Annotated in this window: 20 protein-coding genes; 9 read left to right on the plus strand and 11 right to left on the minus strand. The window is 53.2% G+C overall.

What is annotated here, in order from left to right; translation table 11 throughout:
* The first annotated feature begins 159 nt into the window (after positions 1-159).
* Both ACOYNV_RS14440 and ACOYNV_RS14445 read left to right on the plus strand, forming a co-directional pair.
* Entirely contained in the window at positions 160-420 is a 261-nt protein-coding gene (locus tag ACOYNV_RS14440) for an antitoxin (protein ID WP_422900488.1), read from the plus strand.
* 8 nt (positions 421-428) lie between these two features.
* The gene (locus tag ACOYNV_RS14445) at positions 429-821 is read left to right on the plus strand and encodes a type II toxin-antitoxin system VapC family toxin (protein ID WP_422900489.1); all 393 of its coding nucleotides are present in this window, start codon (positions 429-431) and stop codon (positions 819-821) included.
* A gap of 613 nt (positions 822-1434) precedes the next feature.
* Here the strand turns inward: ACOYNV_RS14445 and ACOYNV_RS14450 are convergent.
* From ACOYNV_RS14450 to ACOYNV_RS14480, 7 genes are all read right to left on the minus strand, one after another.
* Positions 1435-1578 (minus strand): hypothetical protein, encoded by a 144-nt coding sequence (locus ACOYNV_RS14450; protein WP_422900490.1) that lies wholly within the window; start codon positions 1576-1578, stop codon positions 1435-1437.
* A 195-nt stretch (positions 1579-1773) separates the two neighbouring features.
* On the minus strand, positions 1774-7071 hold the full coding sequence (locus ACOYNV_RS14455) for a PilC/PilY family type IV pilus protein (protein WP_422900491.1): 5298 nt from the start codon (positions 7069-7071) through the stop codon (positions 1774-1776).
* Between the two features lie 261 nt (positions 7072-7332).
* A complete protein-coding gene (locus tag ACOYNV_RS14460; protein ID WP_422900492.1) occupies positions 7333-8028 on the minus strand; it encodes a pilus assembly PilX family protein in 696 nt (231 codons plus the stop codon).
* A complete protein-coding gene (locus tag ACOYNV_RS14465; protein WP_422900493.1) occupies positions 8022-9224 on the minus strand; it encodes a PilW family protein in 1203 nt (400 codons plus the stop codon). Before ACOYNV_RS14465 ends, ACOYNV_RS14460 begins: the two co-directional genes overlap by 7 nt.
* A 1-nt stretch (position 9225) precedes the next feature.
* Positions 9226-9705 (minus strand): type IV pilus modification PilV family protein, encoded by a 480-nt coding sequence (locus tag ACOYNV_RS14470; protein WP_422900494.1) that lies wholly within the window; start codon positions 9703-9705, stop codon positions 9226-9228.
* A 9-nt stretch (positions 9706-9714) separates the two neighbouring features.
* A complete protein-coding gene (locus ACOYNV_RS14475; RefSeq protein WP_422900495.1) occupies positions 9715-10305 on the minus strand; it encodes a GspH/FimT family pseudopilin in 591 nt (196 codons plus the stop codon).
* Entirely contained in the window at positions 10299-10715 is a 417-nt protein-coding gene (locus ACOYNV_RS14480) for a type IV pilin protein (RefSeq protein WP_422900496.1), read from the minus strand. The genes ACOYNV_RS14475 and ACOYNV_RS14480 overlap by 7 nt, the downstream gene beginning before the upstream one ends.
* A 257-nt stretch (positions 10716-10972) precedes the next feature.
* Between ACOYNV_RS14480 and ACOYNV_RS14485 the strand changes: the two genes are divergently transcribed.
* The 5 genes from ACOYNV_RS14485 to ACOYNV_RS14505 all read left to right on the plus strand — a co-directional run bounded on the left by ACOYNV_RS14485 (position 10973) and on the right by ACOYNV_RS14505 (position 15149).
* Entirely contained in the window at positions 10973-11563 is a 591-nt protein-coding gene (locus ACOYNV_RS14485) for an energy transducer TonB (protein ID WP_422900497.1), read from the plus strand.
* 698 nt (positions 11564-12261) lie between these two features.
* Complete coding sequence (locus ACOYNV_RS14490) at positions 12262-12573, plus strand: type II toxin-antitoxin system Phd/YefM family antitoxin (protein WP_422900498.1); 312 nt, start codon at positions 12262-12264, stop codon at positions 12571-12573.
* Between the two features lie 2 nt (positions 12574-12575).
* A complete protein-coding gene (locus ACOYNV_RS14495; RefSeq protein ID WP_422900499.1) occupies positions 12576-12860 on the plus strand; it encodes a type II toxin-antitoxin system RelE/ParE family toxin in 285 nt (94 codons plus the stop codon).
* Between the two features lie 433 nt (positions 12861-13293).
* Complete coding sequence (locus tag ACOYNV_RS14500) at positions 13294-13569, plus strand: IS4 family transposase (RefSeq protein ID WP_422900500.1); 276 nt, start codon at positions 13294-13296, stop codon at positions 13567-13569.
* A 47-nt stretch (positions 13570-13616) separates the two neighbouring features.
* Entirely contained in the window at positions 13617-15149 is a 1533-nt protein-coding gene (locus ACOYNV_RS14505) for a Fic family protein (protein ID WP_422900501.1), read from the plus strand.
* Between the two features lie 104 nt (positions 15150-15253).
* Here the strand turns inward: ACOYNV_RS14505 and ACOYNV_RS14510 are convergent, their stop codons facing one another.
* The 4 genes from ACOYNV_RS14510 to ACOYNV_RS14525 form a co-directional block, all read right to left on the minus strand.
* Complete coding sequence (locus tag ACOYNV_RS14510) at positions 15254-15625, minus strand: type II toxin-antitoxin system VapC family toxin (protein ID WP_422900502.1); 372 nt, start codon at positions 15623-15625, stop codon at positions 15254-15256.
* Complete coding sequence (locus ACOYNV_RS14515) at positions 15622-15819, minus strand: type II toxin-antitoxin system VapB family antitoxin (RefSeq protein ID WP_422900503.1); 198 nt, start codon at positions 15817-15819, stop codon at positions 15622-15624. Before ACOYNV_RS14515 ends, ACOYNV_RS14510 begins: the two co-directional genes overlap by 4 nt.
* A gap of 414 nt (positions 15820-16233) precedes the next feature.
* The gene (locus ACOYNV_RS14520) at positions 16234-16815 is read right to left on the minus strand and encodes an AAA family ATPase (protein ID WP_422900504.1); all 582 of its coding nucleotides are present in this window, start codon (positions 16813-16815) and stop codon (positions 16234-16236) included.
* Complete coding sequence (locus tag ACOYNV_RS14525) at positions 16815-17051, minus strand: hypothetical protein (RefSeq protein ID WP_422900505.1); 237 nt, start codon at positions 17049-17051, stop codon at positions 16815-16817. The genes ACOYNV_RS14520 and ACOYNV_RS14525 overlap by 1 nt, the downstream gene beginning before the upstream one ends.
* Positions 17052-17781: 730 nt before the next feature.
* On the opposite strand from ACOYNV_RS14525, the gene ACOYNV_RS14530 reads away from it, so the two are divergent.
* Entirely contained in the window at positions 17782-17985 is a 204-nt protein-coding gene (locus tag ACOYNV_RS14530; RefSeq protein ID WP_422900506.1) for a hypothetical protein, read from the plus strand.
* Between the two features lie 8 nt (positions 17986-17993).
* Positions 17994-18425, plus strand: coding sequence for a type II toxin-antitoxin system HicB family antitoxin (locus ACOYNV_RS14535; protein WP_422900507.1), 432 nt, complete (start codon positions 17994-17996; stop codon positions 18423-18425).
* Positions 18426-18526 lie beyond the last annotated feature (101 nt).

Below are 18526 nucleotides of genomic sequence, written 5' to 3' on the forward strand. Positions count from 1 at the left end.
GCTCTTGCCAAAGGAGGTCGAGGGTGACTCCTTTGCGGCGCAATTCGCGATGCACGGCGGGCCAATCGGGTTCAGGACGGGTACGGGCGCTGAAATACTTGCCCTGCCTCTTTCAGAACGTGTGATATACTACGGTATCTACCTACCAAGGAGGCTGCAATGTCTCAAGTTGCGAAATTATTCAAGAATGGTCGAAGCCAAGCGGTGCGCTTGCCGGTTGCGTTTCGATTTAATACGGAGGAAGTCTTCATCCGCCAGGATCCGGAAACCGGGGATGTGATCCTGTCTCGCAAACCGGAATCTCTGGATAGTTTCTTTGCCGCACTCAATGGGGTTGACGTACCTGTGGATTTTCTGAGTCTGACTGAGCGTAACCAGGGCAAACAGGACCGCGACCCGTTCGCGGGATGGACGGAATGACTCTGTATATGCTGGACACCAACACGGTGAGCAGCTTGGTGAAAAAGAATACGACGGCCATGCAAAGAGCGAAGGATGTGCCAATTTCCTCCCTGTGCATATCTGCCATCACCGAAGGCGAACTGCTTATTGGACTGGCGAAGCGGCCAGAAGCCATACGGCTCCATGCGGCAGTCAGGGAGTTTCTGCGCTGTGTTGATGTAATGCCATGGGATGAAGGGGTGGCAGAGCGTTACGCGCAGATTCGAGCCTCATTGGAAGGTCAAGGCAAGACACTAGCGCCCCTGGATTTGCTGATTGCTTCCCATGCAGAAAGTATTGGCGCCGTGCTGGTCACCAATGACCAAGCGTTTCGATTGATGGCTAAGCTTCGCGTGGAGGACTGGACTGAGAGGCTGTGAAAAATTCATTTCAGCCTATTCTCCCCACTCGTCACCCCGGCGAAGGCCGGGGTCTAGTTCGTCTATCTGATTGTTTTCATGAATATTAGAGGTACGCACTGGCTCTGCATTTCCTTCGGTCAGATTCCGGCCTTCGCCGGAATGACGGTCTTGGATGGTTGTCCCAATTAATTCACAGCCGCTGAGGCGGTTTAACCTGAAATCCCGGAAAACCGTGCTCTTTTCCCAGTGACCTTCCATGAGTGCCAATAGCCATGAGAATCTTCAGGCATTATCCATGTACAGCGCCTATCCATGAGCATCTTCAGGCATGCATCCTGTACAACGCCTATCCATGCTGGCTGCAGCCATGTAATGATCGATGGTGTCTGACCCTGTTGAAACCCGCGTTTATCAAACAAGTCTTTTAACATCTTGATCAGATGGACGAATCTGGATACCGGCCTTCGCCGGTATGACGGCGGATGGTTAGAACAAATTTACCCTGCCTCATCGGGAGTAACCCACAATATATCCTTGGAAATCTCCATCCCGCGCAGCCCACAAAGCGGCAGCGCCCGCAGATGTCTTGGCTGATCGGATGATTTGATAACCAGTAAATCCACATCGCTATCTACTTGCGCATCCCCCGCGCCCGGCTACCAAACAAGACAACCTTGTTCGGGTCAGCCACTTGGACAAGCCTACTCGCCATGTCGGCCAGAATCTCGTCGGTAATTCGCCACATAGCAGGAACACGGCCCCTTTGTTTATGCATGAACCAATCCTATATCCACGCAAGCCGCGTGTATAGGCGATCTTCACAACAGGCACCTGAAGAGTGGCGTATTCATTGGCTCTACAGCACACATCATTGGAATGAGCCAACTGGCGGGGGTTTCTGCTTAGTGCCATACTTATGGGCAAACAATAGGAGTCCCCGAATGTTCATAAGGTACCTTTGTTACACTCACTATTCGTTGACAAGTTCTCTCCAGGAAACGCGGCGAGTGTATTTAATAACAGGGCCAACAGGAACGCCTATAATCATAGTTTTCCCTCCATCCCCCCCAGATATACGGATGATGACCTTAACACTTCCGTCGGGAGTACTAAAAGGCACGGGGCGTGTCGAAAAACCTCTGGGAAGACGAACCCCGGAGACCATGTTGGCAGTAGTCACAGCGCCACCCGTCTTGTAATCCAGGAAATACACAAAGGGGTCGGAATCACTACTTCCGACGTCGCCGCAGGCACTGCCCGAAGAGGCGTTCGCATGGTTTGTGGTAAAAACAACTGTTCCGCTCACCAGTACTGGATCCGTGTAGGAAAGTTCGCCGGCGGACGGAAAGTCGATATACCACCCATTCTTGCTTGTCCAATCGACATCATTGCTGGAAGCAGTGCGAACTGTCTGCCCTGGCGAGCATATCGTTGGGGATGTCCCTTCCGGACATGTTCCACTGGTCATCGTTTGCGCGACAAAGCCATCCGCCGTTCGCATGTTGACAAAAGGGGTAGTGTCGTAATTTTCCCTGACCGCATAGAACGACTGAACCTGGGTCGTGGCGTAGTCGCTGGTACCGAGGAAACGGCCTGTACCGACGTAAATAACGGGTTTTCTATAGACCGAGGTGACATCCGGTCTGGCGGTGATGGGTTGGGGGGCTCCGCTGGCATCCTTGAAACTGGCCAGCAATTGCACATTGTAATTTGGTACAAGAGTTGGTGGAATGCCAATAAGTGGAACACCAATATCCCCGTTTATATTAAATCGCCACAGATTGCCCAACAGATCACCTCCATACGCGGCTATCGAGGTATTGTTGGTCATGGTATCTTCGCTATGGGCAACGATTCGTGCCAAGCCGCTGGGCGACGTCGGGCTGCCAACCCCGGTACTGATCGAACGGATAAGAACTCCCGTATTGGCGTTTACGATATAGAGCCGACCCAAGCCATCGGCGTTGTTGTAGCCCGATGCGAAAAGTACGACCCAAGTACCGTCCTTCAGCTTGGTAATCGTGGGGTTGCCGTAACTGTAGCCCAGATTGGCGTCGGAAAATTCCCATAGCAAGGAGGGGTTGGCCGGGTCGGTAACGTCCAGAGCGAAGTAGCCTTTTCCTCCGAGATTGAGTCCGCCGACCAGGATGGTCTTCCATTGGTCGACTGAGCAGGTTGAAGAGGGCGCATTCGGACAAATGTCGCCGGTTGCCGGCGTGGCATCAACAAAATATTGATGCTGATCCTTGTATTTGTTGTCCGCCAGTTTGTAAAGATTAGGCAGGACGAAGCTTGGCACATAAGCCCAAGCTTCCTGTCCGCTGGCAGCTTCAAATGCGTGCAACATGCCATCGTTGGCGCCAACGTACACCATTCCGCTGCGACCGGAAATATCGTCCCCGCTGGCGTCTTTGTGATCACTCTTCGCTACCTTGAAGTCGTTATAGTTGGCATCTGTATATTTGAATAACGGAGCTCTAACATATGCCCCCTCCGAGGACACAATATCGCCAAGAACATGGGTGCGCTGCCGGTAAAAAGTTCCTTCGTTGCTGCGATCCCCACGCAGGAAATTCACCAGCGCTTCACCGGCTGCACCGCCAGTGGCAATGGTGTTATTCGTCTGCTGTGCACTCGCCATACAGGATGCCCCAGAAGGGCAGAACTGCGACAGGCCGGAGGTAGGCGATGTGTAGGTCAGCGCCGGGGTGGTGAAGTACGAACTCAAGGATGCCGAGACCAGATCCGACCACTGGAAAGGTATGAAACGATTTGAACTCGAACCGCTGGGGTCTTTGGTGTAGATGAGGCGGGAGGTCTTCGACACAACGGCTGTACCCCCGGTTGGAGCGAGCGTATTGGTTTCATCGAGCACGCCGAAGGTGGCTCCGGAAACGTAGTTGACCAATACGGTATAGCAGATGTCATTATATTTGAACTTTTCGTCAACCACATAGGATTGCGAATCCTGCCAATCGGATGCTGAGCAGAAAATTGGCGTATCGCCGGCAGACAGGACGGCCGCGGTGTTGCCGGTGTCGGTAACGCCAAAAGAGGCTCCTGAAACGTAGGAATTTGTAACGGTATAACAGTTGCTGCCATTCCTGAATGCACTTCCGAGCGTGTAGCTTGTGGTGGCCGTCCACTCGGTTGTGGCACAGTCAAGCAGGTTTTTTGCCGACCATTGCACGGTACTGAGCCCGGTGTAGGTTTCATTGAATTGCTGGCGAACCATTTCGCCATACCATTCCACCGATTTGTAATACGAGCTGAATACATAGTTGTCGGCCGCACTCATGTTTGTGCTACTCACCGCAGCGGCAGCCGCTGTGCCGGGTCTTGGCGTATTGCTGATGGCCCTGATCGTTTTTGACAAACCCGAAGTCAAGGTGGCCGGATCAGTGGCGCTGAAATACTCGCCATGGCCGTTGACAGCAGCATGCCAGAGGTCATCGATATTGTTGATCGAGTCCGAAGACGGCGTAGGCCAGGTGCAGGTGGCACCACTGCCCATCCAGGGACAAGTGCCATTTATTGGATCCGACGAAACCCTTGTCTTGATGTCGCGGAAATCACCACTCGAATCCGTCCAGTACGTGGGCGAAAAGACCATCTGGCCTTGTGAGCCAAGCCCCAGGGTGAAGGTGCTCATATGCTGCGCTGCGGCAAGGTCATTGCCGTTGGCAGGCACATTGTTGGTGCAAAGATCATTGGCAATGGTGGCCGGAGCAATGACAGGCCCGGTGCAGGTTCCTGTGGCGTCAGCCCCCGTCGCCGAAGAATTCCGCAAATCCTTCAGGTAATAATAGGCGGCCACATCCGCCAGCGTGTTCGAGGTTCCGGCGGTGGTGAGCGTTTGGCACTGCCGTGCCGTACCGGCGGTGTAATTGGGTGACGCTGATTGTGCAACTGCCGTACAGGCGGATACGTCCGTCCAGCTCGTTGACCAGGCCGTATATCGGCAACTGGTGGCCAAGCCGACCGTGTAGGGGCTGGACGTGCTTTTTGCCAGCGCCGTACAGGTGTTTGCGTTGACCCACGTCGAGTAAGGCGCATAAGAGCATGCGGCGGAGGCAAGCTTCGTATAAGGCGACGAACCGCTTATTGCTGCGGTGGTGCAGGAAGAAGCGGGGTCTGCGTTTGTCGCGGTAGTGTATTGGCACTGTTCCGCTGTCGGTTTGTAGGTGCCACTGGTGGATTGATTTACTGTGGTGCAGGTGGCTGTGGCATCGGCCCAATCACTCCAGGCTGAATACGAACAGACTACGGGTGTAGCGTTGTAAACTGTTCCATTGTTAGTTGCGGATGACTGGTTGGACACCGTACAGTACCCTACTGAGATTGGCGTAGACCATGCGTCGTAAGAACAATGGGTCGCAGTCAAAAAGGTAGAGGTGTTATTCGGGTTGGCGGCATCGTTATAGGTACATGCACCGGCGGGTGCGGCCGTCGTCCAGGAGTAGGCGCAACTGCTGTACAGATAGCCATTATCGGTGTTGGTCGCGGTGTATGGGCTGCTCGAACTGATGCTTCCTCCGGTATTACATTTACTGACGACATCACGTGTAAGTGTAGGCGAAACTCGCGAACAACGTGGAGAGGCGGTTCCGCTGCCGTTGGTGCACGATGTGGCGGCCGACCAAGCGGCGGAGCTTGACCCGACCCCAGGCAGCCCGTTTGTCGGTGCGTTGCCGCAGTTGGTCGAGGTATCATTGCATTTCATCAGGACGCTTGAAACGGTTCCTCGCAACGTGCCTGTGCTAGACAGCAACTGACTGGTACTGCTCAGAACGTTCGAACTACGGGTCTGCAAGGTACGGGTACTGGCCAGCAGTTGTGAGGTCTGACTTTGCAAGGAACTGGTCTTTTCCTGAATGGTGGCCGAGCCGCCATCGTTGTAAGGTGCCGGCAAACCGGCGTCCTCATTGCCTATGGCCGTTGATCCGTTCAGCTTGTAGCCAGTAGAGCCATTCCAGAAACCATCGGTGGAGAGAATGGTGTAGTTCTGCTGGCATGAATACTGAAGCGGATCGACGACCGTACTGCCGTTGAGCGTTGTGCCATTGAGTTTTCCTGCATATAAACGACCGGCCTTTGAGAGCGCTTCACGCAATGGCGTCGAGTTGCTTGGATTGGCGGCAAACAGCTTGGAGTACCAGTTTTGTTTTTGCGATGTCTTGAATTCGTTGATATTGAGAAAGTCGTTTGAGGTGTTGTTGTTGATGCTCAAATAACCCACGCGAAAGCGGGAAACGTTGTCGATCAGATCGGTGCCCGAATCGATGGTCGAAAACGCATTGCTGGTCGCGGTTTTCATCATTTGCATGCGTGTATGGTAATAAGCCCACCAGTTAGCGTAGTTGGTCATTTCTTCGTTGTAAGTGCAGGTAGTGCCTGCACAGTCTGTACGCGATGGCGCTTTGGCCGCCGTACCGGGGTAGGGGTAGCTGGTTACACCGGGGGTGATCGTCACCCGCAGGTTTTCTCCGGGTACGCTGCCTGCGGCGAAATTCGTCTTGTCGAAGCTCATTGTGCCGCTGTTACCGATCGTGACCACAGGCTGCACACTGACACTGCCCGGGGCCGTAATCGTTACCGTGCTACCGGAACTGGTCGCTGAATAACCCACGGCGGTGCACTGGCCGCTGATAACGAGGGTGCAGTTGTTGATGGCATTTCGTATGTTGGTGGCCACAGTACTTGATGTAGAGGAAGCGCTGGTGGTGGCAGAAATTATCTCCTGACCATCAACGGTGATATGGCTGACAGTGGTGCTCGATGAACCGTTGACAGCAATGGTGGCGGTGCGTGGCGACGGGATACGCGGCTCACTGTAGCTTGAAGAATCATAGGTTGCCCGGCAACTTGTCAGTGCTGTACTGTCACACCAACGCAGTGCGGCCGGGTAGGGATAGCTCGTCGTTGAGCTGCTGCTGGTGATGCATGTGCGCAGCTTTGGAGTGTCACAATATTCGCCAGGAACAATGACGAAGGCGAAAGCATTGTAGGACAGGTCGGATGTGCTGCCGGACTGGACGCCATACTTGTCATTTGACACGGCCTTCCAGTTGGGTTTGCTGCTGGAATCAGCTCCTTTTGCCGTGCTTGATCCATCCATGCCGGGATAGGTGGTGGTGTCACGTACGCCGGAAGAATCGAAAAAAGCGGGAGGCGAATAGGTAATCGCCGGGTTGTAAGCCACGCCATTAAAAGCACTGTTTTTGTACCAGTACGGTGTCGAGGAATAGCCGCCGATCTGATCCGGCATGTAGGCCCAGTCCATACTGCCCGAGTCGTCAAGAACGAACAACAGGTTGGGTTTGACGTCGGTCGAGGACGGGGCTGAATAGGTCACCAACGGAACGGAGGAGAGGTCGGTCAGCGCGGCATGGGCGCTGAGGGCAAAAGCCGAGATCAGGAGGGCTCGACTGAATCCCTTGAGTGATTCGTGGCGGATGGTCATGATGGTCTCCTGAGTGAAGTGTGCGTTCTTACTGCGCCGATTGTTTTTGGCGTGTCGGCCGTTTGCCTATCGGGCAATAATGGCCTGAATGAAACTTTGTGTGTTTCTGGGGCCTTGAATGCGTACCGTAATCCGGTAATACGCCTGCACGACCGATTGTATGGGGCTACCGCCGGCCGCTTGGGAACTGCCGGCCGAGGTAAAGTTAACTGGGGATTCTGAGCACGTTGCGCTATTAATCGCACCTGTGCTTACGCACAGACGGTCAATGACATACGATACATGGTTACCTGCCTCATCGGGATAGATGTCCAATTTCTTCGGCGTTCTCGTGGGCGCATCACTTTTCGCCCAGACGTCATCCCAGTAAGAACTCCAGTAAAAGACACCATTTCTTACGCCTGGCTTGCCTTGCGTCGGGTCGGGGTCGGGCACTATGACGGGCAATGTGAGCGTGTTCAGAGCATCTGCAACGTAAAAGCTTCGGTCAGGATAATTTTTTATCAAAAAATCGGTTTTATTTTCTTCTTGTTTTTCTATCCAGGCAATAGCCTCTTCCACCCCGGATTGTCCTGACATGGTGGCCGCCTGCTGGAAGGCCATGTTTCCGGTAATGGCCGTGGCCGTGCCAACCGAGCGCATCAGGCCCAAACCGGCCAGGGTCATGGAAATCATGACGATCAATGCCAACAAAAGCACCATGCCGGACTGTCTTTGCCTGACATTGTGGTCATTAAGGGAGAGGGAACTTTGTATCAACATCCTACACATCCTGTCTGACAGACCTGTTGTTGCCCCATCCAGGTGACATTCACGAGCGGAATGGTCGTCTGGAACATCTTGTAGCGATAATGCTTCCAGTCTGTGTTATCTGGATCATCGGGGTTTTTTAGGTTGATCGGGGCGTCAGCTTTTCCATCCCATACAGGGGCAAGTGCTAAGCCGGGGTCAATGTCGTGGTCATCTGTGGTGACGGCTACTTTTTCGTATTGGCCGCTACGCGCTACTAGCGCCAGACGAATAGCGCCTGTCCTAGCCCATCCGCATGAAGTCGTTGGCGTAGCCTGGTCATAGGTGGACACAATGTAATTGGGCATCCTGGTCGTGACGTCCGCCGGATCTGGTACGGGATTAACATCAGGAACGGAGGCGCGCCCATACTGGGCTCGCAGGCTGACTATGTTGCTGGCAATGGGCACCCAGATGGTGGGGATGTTTTTATTGTCATCGTCACTGCAATCGTTGCTCATAAAGTCGCACACGGTCAGATTGCCGCCGCGAATGGCATAAGCCAATGCCCTGGGAGGTAACAGAGGGGTTGAATCAGGGGTTGATGTACCGAGCACGAAGAGCACACTCGGACTGAAAACAGAAACCGTAATGTGCTTTTCAAGGGTCGTGTTGGTCAGTGTCATTGGCATCGGGCTGGCCAGGGGGCACTGATCGTTCTTAATATAATAGGTGTTGTCGGCAACAGTCACCGAATCCGTCTGCCCTTGAGTTTGCGTGGTGGTTTGAGCGTAAAAGACCAGAAGCGTGTCGGTATTGGGATCACCGGCCGGTATGAGCGCCGTGGGCGGTATGGTCGCTGTTACCGGGTTGATGGTAACCGGTGCCAAAGGAATACTTACACTTGGAGTATTCGTAACAATACTTACACCTAGAGCATTCGTACCGGGGGCCGTGGGTAAGGGTGTAATGACGCTGCAACCGAACAGGCTCATGGCGGCTACACCGTAACCTCCCTGACGAATTTCGCGTTGCAGCGCATACATGGCAATAGCGCCTTCGGTCATGGCGTCACTCCCGCCTGTCGTGGTGCGTTTGCGCCCTTCGGAAAGTGCAAAAACCTGCATGATCACGATAAGACCCAGCATGCCGATGACCATGCCCACCATAATTTCTACCAGGCTGAAACCGGAAGCCGGCTTGTGGATCAAATTGAGCGATAGACGCACGTCAGCCTCCGATCTGAGTCTGGGTAACGTATTTATGCCGTGGCGCATCGTTGGACGCTTGCCAATACACGGTGATGGTCACCAGATAGGCGTCGGTAATATTAACTGTCGGCAAGTTGGCGGCGGCTCGTGCTCCCGGCAGCAATTCAAGAACCGTACCCGGCGTTGGAGCGCTCTGCGTACCGGCATCACCAGCGGCTGTTCCGACCCAGGCCCACGCTTGGTAAGCCGTGCCAGTGGGGTTGGCAAAGTTGGTTTGCAATGTCAGCAGGGTGCGGTCGCTAACCCACATTCGGCCAATCAGTTCATTGGCCAGCAGGGTGGCGTCGCTGCGGTATTTGGCGTCGCTGGAGGCATTGACGGCAACCGCCTGCATGCTGACGAGCGCGAGAATGCCCATGGAAAAAATGAGTATGGCGATCAGGCTTTCCAGCAGGACGGAGCCGGTTTGCCGCACGGGGTGAATAATCGTTTTTGACATGGTCTTGGCTCAACAGGCTTGCGGGTCGGGGGTCGCGCGTGCCGGATCGCACATGCGCACCTGTCCGCCCGTAGATACGACAACGCGCATACAACGCATCGGCGGCGTTTTGTCGGTCAGCGTCGCACAGGCTCCTCCCGTGGGATTGGTGATATCAATGGCGATGCCTGCCGCAGGAACCAGGCGCCCCATGCCATTAAAAACAAACTCCGTTTGCGCCGGCGCAACAGCAACAACAGCGTTGCGTGTTCCTTCAGTCGCGGATCTACTCTGGATTTCCGTGGGCACTACCCCGGTACCCGGACAATCCGCTACGCCATCAGCAATCGGGGTGACGCAACTGATTTTCCAGTCCACCCCGGTGCCGCCATCAGCAAGGGCGGTGAGTTCGAACTTAACGCGGGTGTTGCGCTGTACGGCTTCGGCCCGCGTTTTTTGCAGGCCATTCTGAATGGCTTCTGCCGCCGTGCGAATCTGGCTGCTTTGCAACCATTTCCCGAAAGAGGGCACTCCACTGACCATGATGATGGCCACAATCGCCAGCCCGACCGAGAGCTCGATCAGGGTCACGCCACGGTGAGTGTGTTGAGGTGTTAGCACGACCCGCCCTTTTTCGTTACCCAGCATGTAGTATCTGCCGCCCACCCGCTGGCGGTGATAGTGCTTGTCTTTGCATCAGCCTGATTAACAGTGTAGGTAAAGCCCGCCATCGACTCTTTTCCGACGGCCTGCAAGGTAAACGCTGTGGGGGTTGCGTTGGTACAGGAAAAGTCAAAATACTTGCTGGTAGTCGTGTCGTTGGTGCACGCAGTGGCTAAGGTGTAATCGCGCTCATCCTGAAAGTATTGCTCCATCTGAACCCGTTTGGCGGCAAGCCCCGACGTGGCCTCGGGTATTTTCCCGCGCGTAATGTAGTCTGAATAGGAAGGAAGTGCGACGGACGCCAGGATGGCAACAATCGCCACGACAATCATTAGTTCAATCAACGTAAATCCATGGTGCCGTTTCATAAGTTATCTCGCCGTAATTTCATGCGGGTGAATTTTGTTGCCTCGTTTTTGGGGGACATGTTTTTTTGCAAACGGCCATCACGGCCTGACAATGTGGACAGTAGCCCAGCCCAATCTAAAGTAAACTCGCCGCGATAGACGGTAAGTTCTGGAGTATCAATGGTCTGTTCAGGTTATTTTCGGCTTGGGAACCAGGTGATCGGAGGGTTGCGTTGAGCTGCTTTTCTGAGGCGCGCAGCGGCTCCCTGTCGGCGGCCTTGTTTGTTTCCATCGCTTTGCATTTGCTGGTGCTTGCTTTTCCGTATTTCGGCGAAACAACGGGGCACGAACAGGCCACCACGGTTGTTGGAAAACGCAGCCAGTCATCATCACTCAAGGCGACCTTGGGTCATACCGTACGTGCAGTAGGGGCACGGCGCGCCGTGCCCCTACGAACAGCACGGCCAGAACCGGAACAGAAAACATCCACTTCTTCGTCTGGCGTGTCGCCGATTCTGAATTTCACGCATGACTTCAATCTGGTGCCGTCATTCAGTGTTGATTATTACCCGACGAGTGAGCTTACGGTCAAACCCCAAGCCTTGGGTGAAGCTATTCTCGATTCAGAGGATGGTGTTGCGCTCATAGCATCCGGCAGACTGGTTCTGGTGCTTTGGATCAACGAAAAGGGGGAAGTGGTTGACATTTCCGTCGACAACAATGAATTGCCCGATTCGCTCATGCAATCGACCCTCGATGCCCTGAAAAAATTGCGATTTTCACCCGGCGAATTGAATGGGCAAAAAGTGGGGGCGTTGATGCGGATCGAAGTAAGCTACGACGATGAGTATGCCCCCACCGAACCTTGAAAAACCTGCGCAATAACTGCGGACACAACATTCGGGGACCAACATTCGGGGACAGACCCCTATTGTTTGCCCGTAAGTATGGAACTAAGCTGAAACCACCGCCAGTTGGCTCATTCCAATGATCTGTAAGAACATTCAGGGACAGACTCCTATTGTTTAGCAATATAAGCATTTTTTGGGGGACAGACTCCTATTGTTTAGCCATAAGTATGGCACTAAGCTGCCCCCCCGTCAGTTGGCTCATTCCAATGATGATGCTGTAGAGCCAATGAATACGTCACTCTTCAGGCGCCTGTTGTGCAGATCGCCTATACACGTAATCTTTCCAAAAAATGCCGTCGCACCTAAGCCGAGCAGGACGCTTGCCTAAATGTCCATAGTAGCTACAATGGACACACTAAAGAACATTCAGGGACAGACTCCTATTGTTTAGCAATATAAGCATTTTTTGGGGGACAGACTCCTATTGTTTAGCCATAAGTATGGCACTAAGCTGCCCCCCCGTCAGTTGGCTCATTCCAATGATGATGCTGTAGAGCCAATGAATACGTCACTCTTCAGGCGCCTGTTGTGCAGATCGCCTATACACGTAATCTTTCCAAAAAATGCCGTCGCACCTAAGCCGAGCAGGACGCTTGCCTAAATGTCCATAGTAGCTACAATGGACACACTAAATCCCTGTTTCAAGAGGTATGGAAATGAAAGTCATGACAGCCCGCGACGCCAAAAACCACTTCGGCGAGTTCCTCGATTCGGCCCGGCGCGAGCCCGTAGTCGTTACCAAGAACGACCGCCCGGTCGGTATCATGATCTCTCTCGAAGACGCCAAAGACACTCTCTTCGCCGATTTCTTCATCGACAAGGAGTCCGGTTACGAGGAATGGCTGTTCGGGAAAGTTTCGAAGACCATGGATCGCGTAACCTCCGGTACGACGGCGCTGCACGAGCACACCGACGCGATGGCCCTCATGAAAGACCGCCTGGAAGCCCGCATCCGTAAATCCGCATAACCATGCGGATACTATGGACCGACGAGGCCTTGGGAGACCTTGAGGAAATTCTCGCCTATTACTATCTGAAAGCCAGCCCGAGGGTGGCAGAAGTGGTGGAAAAGAGGATCGTCGGAGAAATCGAATCGCTCCCGCCCTATCCGGAACGGATCCGCGAAAGCGACCGAATTCCCGGTGCCCGCGAATTGGTGGTCAACAAGCTCCCGTACATCATTTTCGTCCAAATCCGCAACGACGCGATCGTCGTGCTCAACGTGGTCCACACGAAGAGGCAATTCCCCAGCTAACCTGAGCGAGCGCGATACTCGTACATAAAGACTACGGCCTTGTTTTTCAAGTCTCGATCTCCTAACTCACCGCACTAACTCACCGCATTCATTCAGGGACAGACTCCTATTGTTTAGCCATAAGTACGGCACTAAGCTGAGACCTCCGCCAGTTTGGCTCATTCCAATGATGTGTGCTGTAGAGCCAATGAATACGCCACTCTTCAGACACCTGTTGTGGAGATCGACTATGCACGCGGCTTGCGTGGGAACAGGCTTGATCCATGTTCAAAAACAACCGGGAACAACCCACGGTTTCTGCCTTAAGAGCTAATGTTTTTTTGGCGGAAATTCTCAGCCGAGAGCATGCGTCGAGTAAGCGCTTATCGCGCGTCCAGAGTTTTGAGCTCTGAGTAAGAAGTGTCGAAGCCAAAAGGTGGCGGTCTGCATAGTGGTGTCTCGGCGACTGGCGCGGTTAGTCCGTTTGGGTCGAACACATACGGAACTCGAAGCGACAGCGTTCTTTACTGCCGCAGAGTGGAAAGAAGCGTACATCGCAGGCCAAGAAACAAATCCTGAAATCACCGCCTACGTTGCGCGAATTGATCAGGCAAATCGCCGTACTCGAGGTTTCCTCTCCAGGAAAATTGACGGCGATCCCGGTATTAAGACCCTATGGCTGCGCAATACACTTGAAATAACAAGGCGCAATAAACTATATTTCACATGACATGATAGACTTTAATTAATAAGACAGATTAAACGTGAGAGCTAGATATGGCCGCGCCAAATCAAAAGTTGGCTGAATCGCTGAGTGTGCTGCGCCAAGCTCAGTCAGGGGGCAAGCGTGTTTTCCAAAGTAAGGATTTCTCACGCACTCACCGTGAACGCTTGGTCTCAAGTGGTTTCCTGAAGGAGGTCGTCAAAGGCTGGTACATCCTTTCTCGCCCTAACGAACTGGACGGTGATTCAACGGCTTGGTACGCGTCATTTTTCGAGTTCGTCGTGGCTTACTGTTCTGTGCGATTTGGCGATGACTGGCATTTGTCCCCAGAAGCATCTTTGATGCGCTACGCCGGGAACACAACAGTGCCTCGACAGGTTTTGGTGCATGCAAAACGGGGAGCAAACAACAACTTGGCGCTAAAGTTTGACACGTCGATTTTTGACTATCAAATTAAAGAAATGCCCGCACCGGATGACCTCGTGTCACAAAATGGGTTGCGCTTGTTATCACTCCCGGCTGCTTTGGTGCGTATTTCTCCAACATTTTTTATCGGGAAATCGCTGGATATGCATGTGGTGCTTTCCCAAGTGAAGGATATTTCCGAAGTGCTGTCCAAGTTGCTTGACGGTGGGCACACCGTTGTTGCAGGGCGTATTGCTGGCGCATTTCGAGCCATTGGACGCCCAGACGATGCCGACCGCATCGTTCGAACCATGCGCCTCTCCGATTATGCGGTTACCGAGCAAAATCCATTCGACACGCCCATGGCAACCAGCGGCAATAGTGCAGAAGGGCCATGTTCCTTACGGGTCCGGTTAATGTGGGAAATGATGCGCGAGCAAATTTTAACTGTTTTCCCCAAAGCTCCTGGGCTGCCTGTTGATATCAGACCTTATATCGCAGATATCAATGATAGGCATGTGGAGGATTCATATCACTCATTGTCTATCGAAGGTTACCGCGTAAGCGAGGAACTCATAGCCAAGATTGCATCTGGAGTATGGAATCCAGCAGAAAGTGAAACTGACAAGAATGACCGTAATGCACTTGCTGCAAAGGGATATCACCAAGCTTTTGAACAAGTTCGAAATAGTGTCACACGCATTTTGAGCAAAGAAGAACCCGGTCAAGTAGCAAAACGGGACCACCATGAATGGTACATGCAGCTATTTGGACCATCGGTCAAAGCGGGCATCCTTGAAGCGAAGCATCTCGCTGGCTACCGTTCCTGGCCTGTTTTTATTCGGAATGCCCGGCATGTCCCGCCTTCACCGGAGTCTGTACGTGATGCCATGCCGACATTGTTTGACCTATTAACGAACGAACAAGAACCGGCGGTCAGAGGAATTATGGGCCATTTCATTTTTGTCTATATCCACCCGTATATGGATGGCAATGGCCGCATGGGGCGGTTCATGATGAATGCCATGCTTGCGTCGGGGGGCTATCCGTGGACAGTCATTAAGGTCACCGACAGGAACAGTTATATGCTGGCGCTGGAACAGGCCAGTGTGCATGGAAATATTATTCCCTTCTCTGAATTCGTGGGAAATTGCGTAAAACAACAAATGGAAAAATCGTGACAACTGTACCACCGCCGGGGAGTGATACATTCCGGCCGCCGCGAGCCAGCAGGAAGAAATTATTTTTTGCCGGGATTAACGCCGCTAATTGGGTGCCGGCACATTTAATGTGTTGTGTTGGCGGAAATGCCTAGTCGAGAGCATGCGTCGAGTAAGCGTTTATCGCGCGTCCAGAGTTTTGAGCTCTGAGTAAGAAGTGTCGCCGCCAACAGGTGCGCGTCGATGTAGCCAATGCCGATACCGGAAAGGCTCTTTTCCCCAATGAAACGAAGAACTTCACTCTCGGTAGCCACGCGAGCCTGCGGCAAGTCCTGCAACGCACTCAGCACCACGTCACGGTTGCGAAGATTGCCCAAGGCAAGTTCACCGGTCACGAAAGGATGGGCCAGCACCAAGCCGTCGCCGAGCAGGCGGGCCAGCCTTTCATCACCCGCTCGCAAATGATCAATCCAAATGGAAGTGTCAACCAAAATCATGCAGACTCTGCCTGGCGTCTTGGCACGTCGTTCAACATTGGCTCAGACCCGCCCAAAAGTGCGAGCCGCTTTGCGCTCTCGCGCTGTATCAAAGCCCGGAGGGCCTCACGTACTAATGCGGCTTTTTCGGTAACCCCGGTTAATGCCTCCGCTTTGGCAAGCAAATCATCATCAAGTGCAATTGTTGTTCGCATCGCAGCTTCCTTTGAATAGAAGCATTAATTCTAGCATCTAATGATGTTGTGTAAAGTGCCTTAAATCTCCCTTACACGCCATCTTCGTCGGCGCTTTAAATACTTAGGTAGAGTAGAGAGCAGGCTTTCGCCTGGACGCCACGGAATTTTCGCCCTCACCGAACACTGCCCGTATGGTCGCGTGTTGCCCTGTCAGCAGCAGGAAAAGCTCCCAGGAGGCCAGCGAAATTGTGCGACGGTTAGGGTTCCCAACGGGCAACTCATAGGCCGCCCAAGTCTTGTAGGGAACCTTTTTGGCAGGTGAAACCAATTCGGCTGCTTGGGCCTGGGTTAGTCCAGCCCGTTCTCTGGCAGTTCGAACCTCGTCAGGACCGGGTTGCGATACCCGACTGGTGATAGGTGGAATCAATTCGGTCAAGGCTCGAAGCTGCTATTGCGAGACCGAAGAAGCGGATCAGGAATGGCCTCTCGCGCCCAGGCCGGGAGATTATTGGCTAGGTGCTTTACTCTGCCATTCTCAACCGAAAGCAGCTGCCGCCGCTTTTCACCTGTGTTATTGAGCACGAACACGCGATTCGCCAAGTCAAACGCACGGGTCAGGTTTGAAAGGCTTCTTGCGTAGCGTCGCACAACATCTTGCGGTGGCACGGCATGTCCGCCGCTTTCCACTCGCTCGGCGATACGAGCCTGACAGAGCGCCAATGTATCTACGCATACAAAAACCACACTGATCTTGTAACCCGCACTAGCGGCTCGCTGCATCAGCAATAATTCACGGTTGCCTGAAAAGGTTGTATCCAGGCCGAAATCTTCTCCAGCGGCCAGCAATCGTTCTTGCTCCGTTACAGCCGCTTTCCCTGCCTGAATTGGGCTAAGTTGCTTCAACGCAGCAATGGCATCTGGAGAAACAACAGGGATACGTGGCGCAAGCCAGCGGTCGGCAATTGTTGTTTTGCCTGCACCGTTTGGCCCGGCCACAATCCAAAGCTGCGGCATCAGATGTCCCGGATGACAGAGATTTTGCCGTCCTCACTGACCGACACAAGCTGCTTTCGGCCGTCCGGGTATTTCTTCACCAAGCCGTCCGGATACGCGGAATCACCGTAGTAAATTGGACGCCCGGCTGCAAGGTGTTGTTGTGCAGCCAGCCCATCGTCATCGGTGATCGCCTTTTCAAGATCAACGGACGACAGGAAAATTTCGTTCGTTACAGCAGCGTCAGTGGAAAGCATGGCACGTCCTTTCATCTGGCTTCCAAGGTACATTGTACGGTGGCCGCTGACCTATTGCAGCGGCCAGCGAGTAGGTTATGCGTCCAACTGAATGGGTGCTATTACACGATCTCACGGCACGGCCTTTACCTTCGCCAGCGGTACGAACGAGATCAGTCCGCACGGTGGACAATAGACACGCTGAGTCTATTTGTCAAGCGCATACCAGAGACTTACAATTCACCCCCTTTCGACTGAAGCGCAGCATGCCCGTCAAGAACATTTAGGGACAGACTCCTATTGTTTAGCCATAAGTATGGCACTAAGCTGAAACCCCCGCCGGTTGGCTCATTCCAATGATGTGTGCTGTAGAGCCAATGAATACGCCACTCTTCAGGTGCCTGTTGTGCAGATCGCCTATACATGCGGCTTGCGTGGCAATAGGCTTGATCCACACTCCCCGTCTCACATCCAATTGCGGTTTGATCTTCTCGCTCGTCACCCTGGCTTTCACCGGGGTCTAGCTCGTCTATATCATTATTGTTGACATGGATATCATAGGTACGAACTGAATTCCGGGCTCTGTACCCCAAGGGTATTTCCTTCGGGGCACACTTCCTTCGTTCGCTTTCGCCGGAATGAGCGCGAAGCCTGGCCTCGGGCTACGATCCTGGATGCCTGTACCAATTAATTCACAGCCTCTGAGTTGAAAAACGGACGGAATCGTCCGATAATAATCAAATGACTGGGAATGAAATTTATCCGCAAGATAAAAGCACTTGGCAAGCACCGCGACATCGTGGTGCGTCTTGATGCCTCTCGGGGGAATGGTAGTCACCAAACACTCTATTTCGGGAGTGCTTTCACGATAGTCCGCAATCCAAAAGACGAACTGAAGACGGGCACCTTTCATGCGATGTGTTCTCAACTTGGCATCAAGCCATCCGATCTTTGAGGTGTTAAATGGAACGATTTGAATATGCCGTAATACTGACGCCTGCCGATGAAGGTGGGTTCGTGGTCACTTGCCGCGATCTGCCGCAGCTTGTAACTCAAGGCGAAGATGTTGCCGATGCCCTATCAGAAGCTTCTGACGCAATGGATGAAGTATTCGCGGCCTATATGCAGGGAAAACTTCAATTTCCAGCGCCGAGCAAGGCTCGCGGTGGTGAGTATCAAGTTGCCCCGCCTGCCGCGACGGTGGCAAAAGCTGCTCTCTATGTCGCCATGAAGGAAGCACACGTCACGAACGTTCAACTTGCAAAGCAACTCGGCGTGGATGAAAAAGAAGTCCGCCGTCTCCTTGACCCACACTATGCGTCAAAGCTGCCGCGTATTGCGCAAGCAGTGGCAATTTTGGGAAAACGACTTGTGATCGGACTGGAATCCGCTTGAGGTGGTGTGTGACAAAAGAGAATACAAATCAAATGGGTGAATAACCGGGGACACGGTTTCTGCCTTGAGAGCGACTATTCATGCGGTTCTTCAAGGCAATG

The organism is Propionivibrio sp. (assembly GCF_049316945.1).
Classification (GTDB): domain Bacteria; phylum Pseudomonadota; class Gammaproteobacteria; order Burkholderiales; family Rhodocyclaceae; genus Propionivibrio.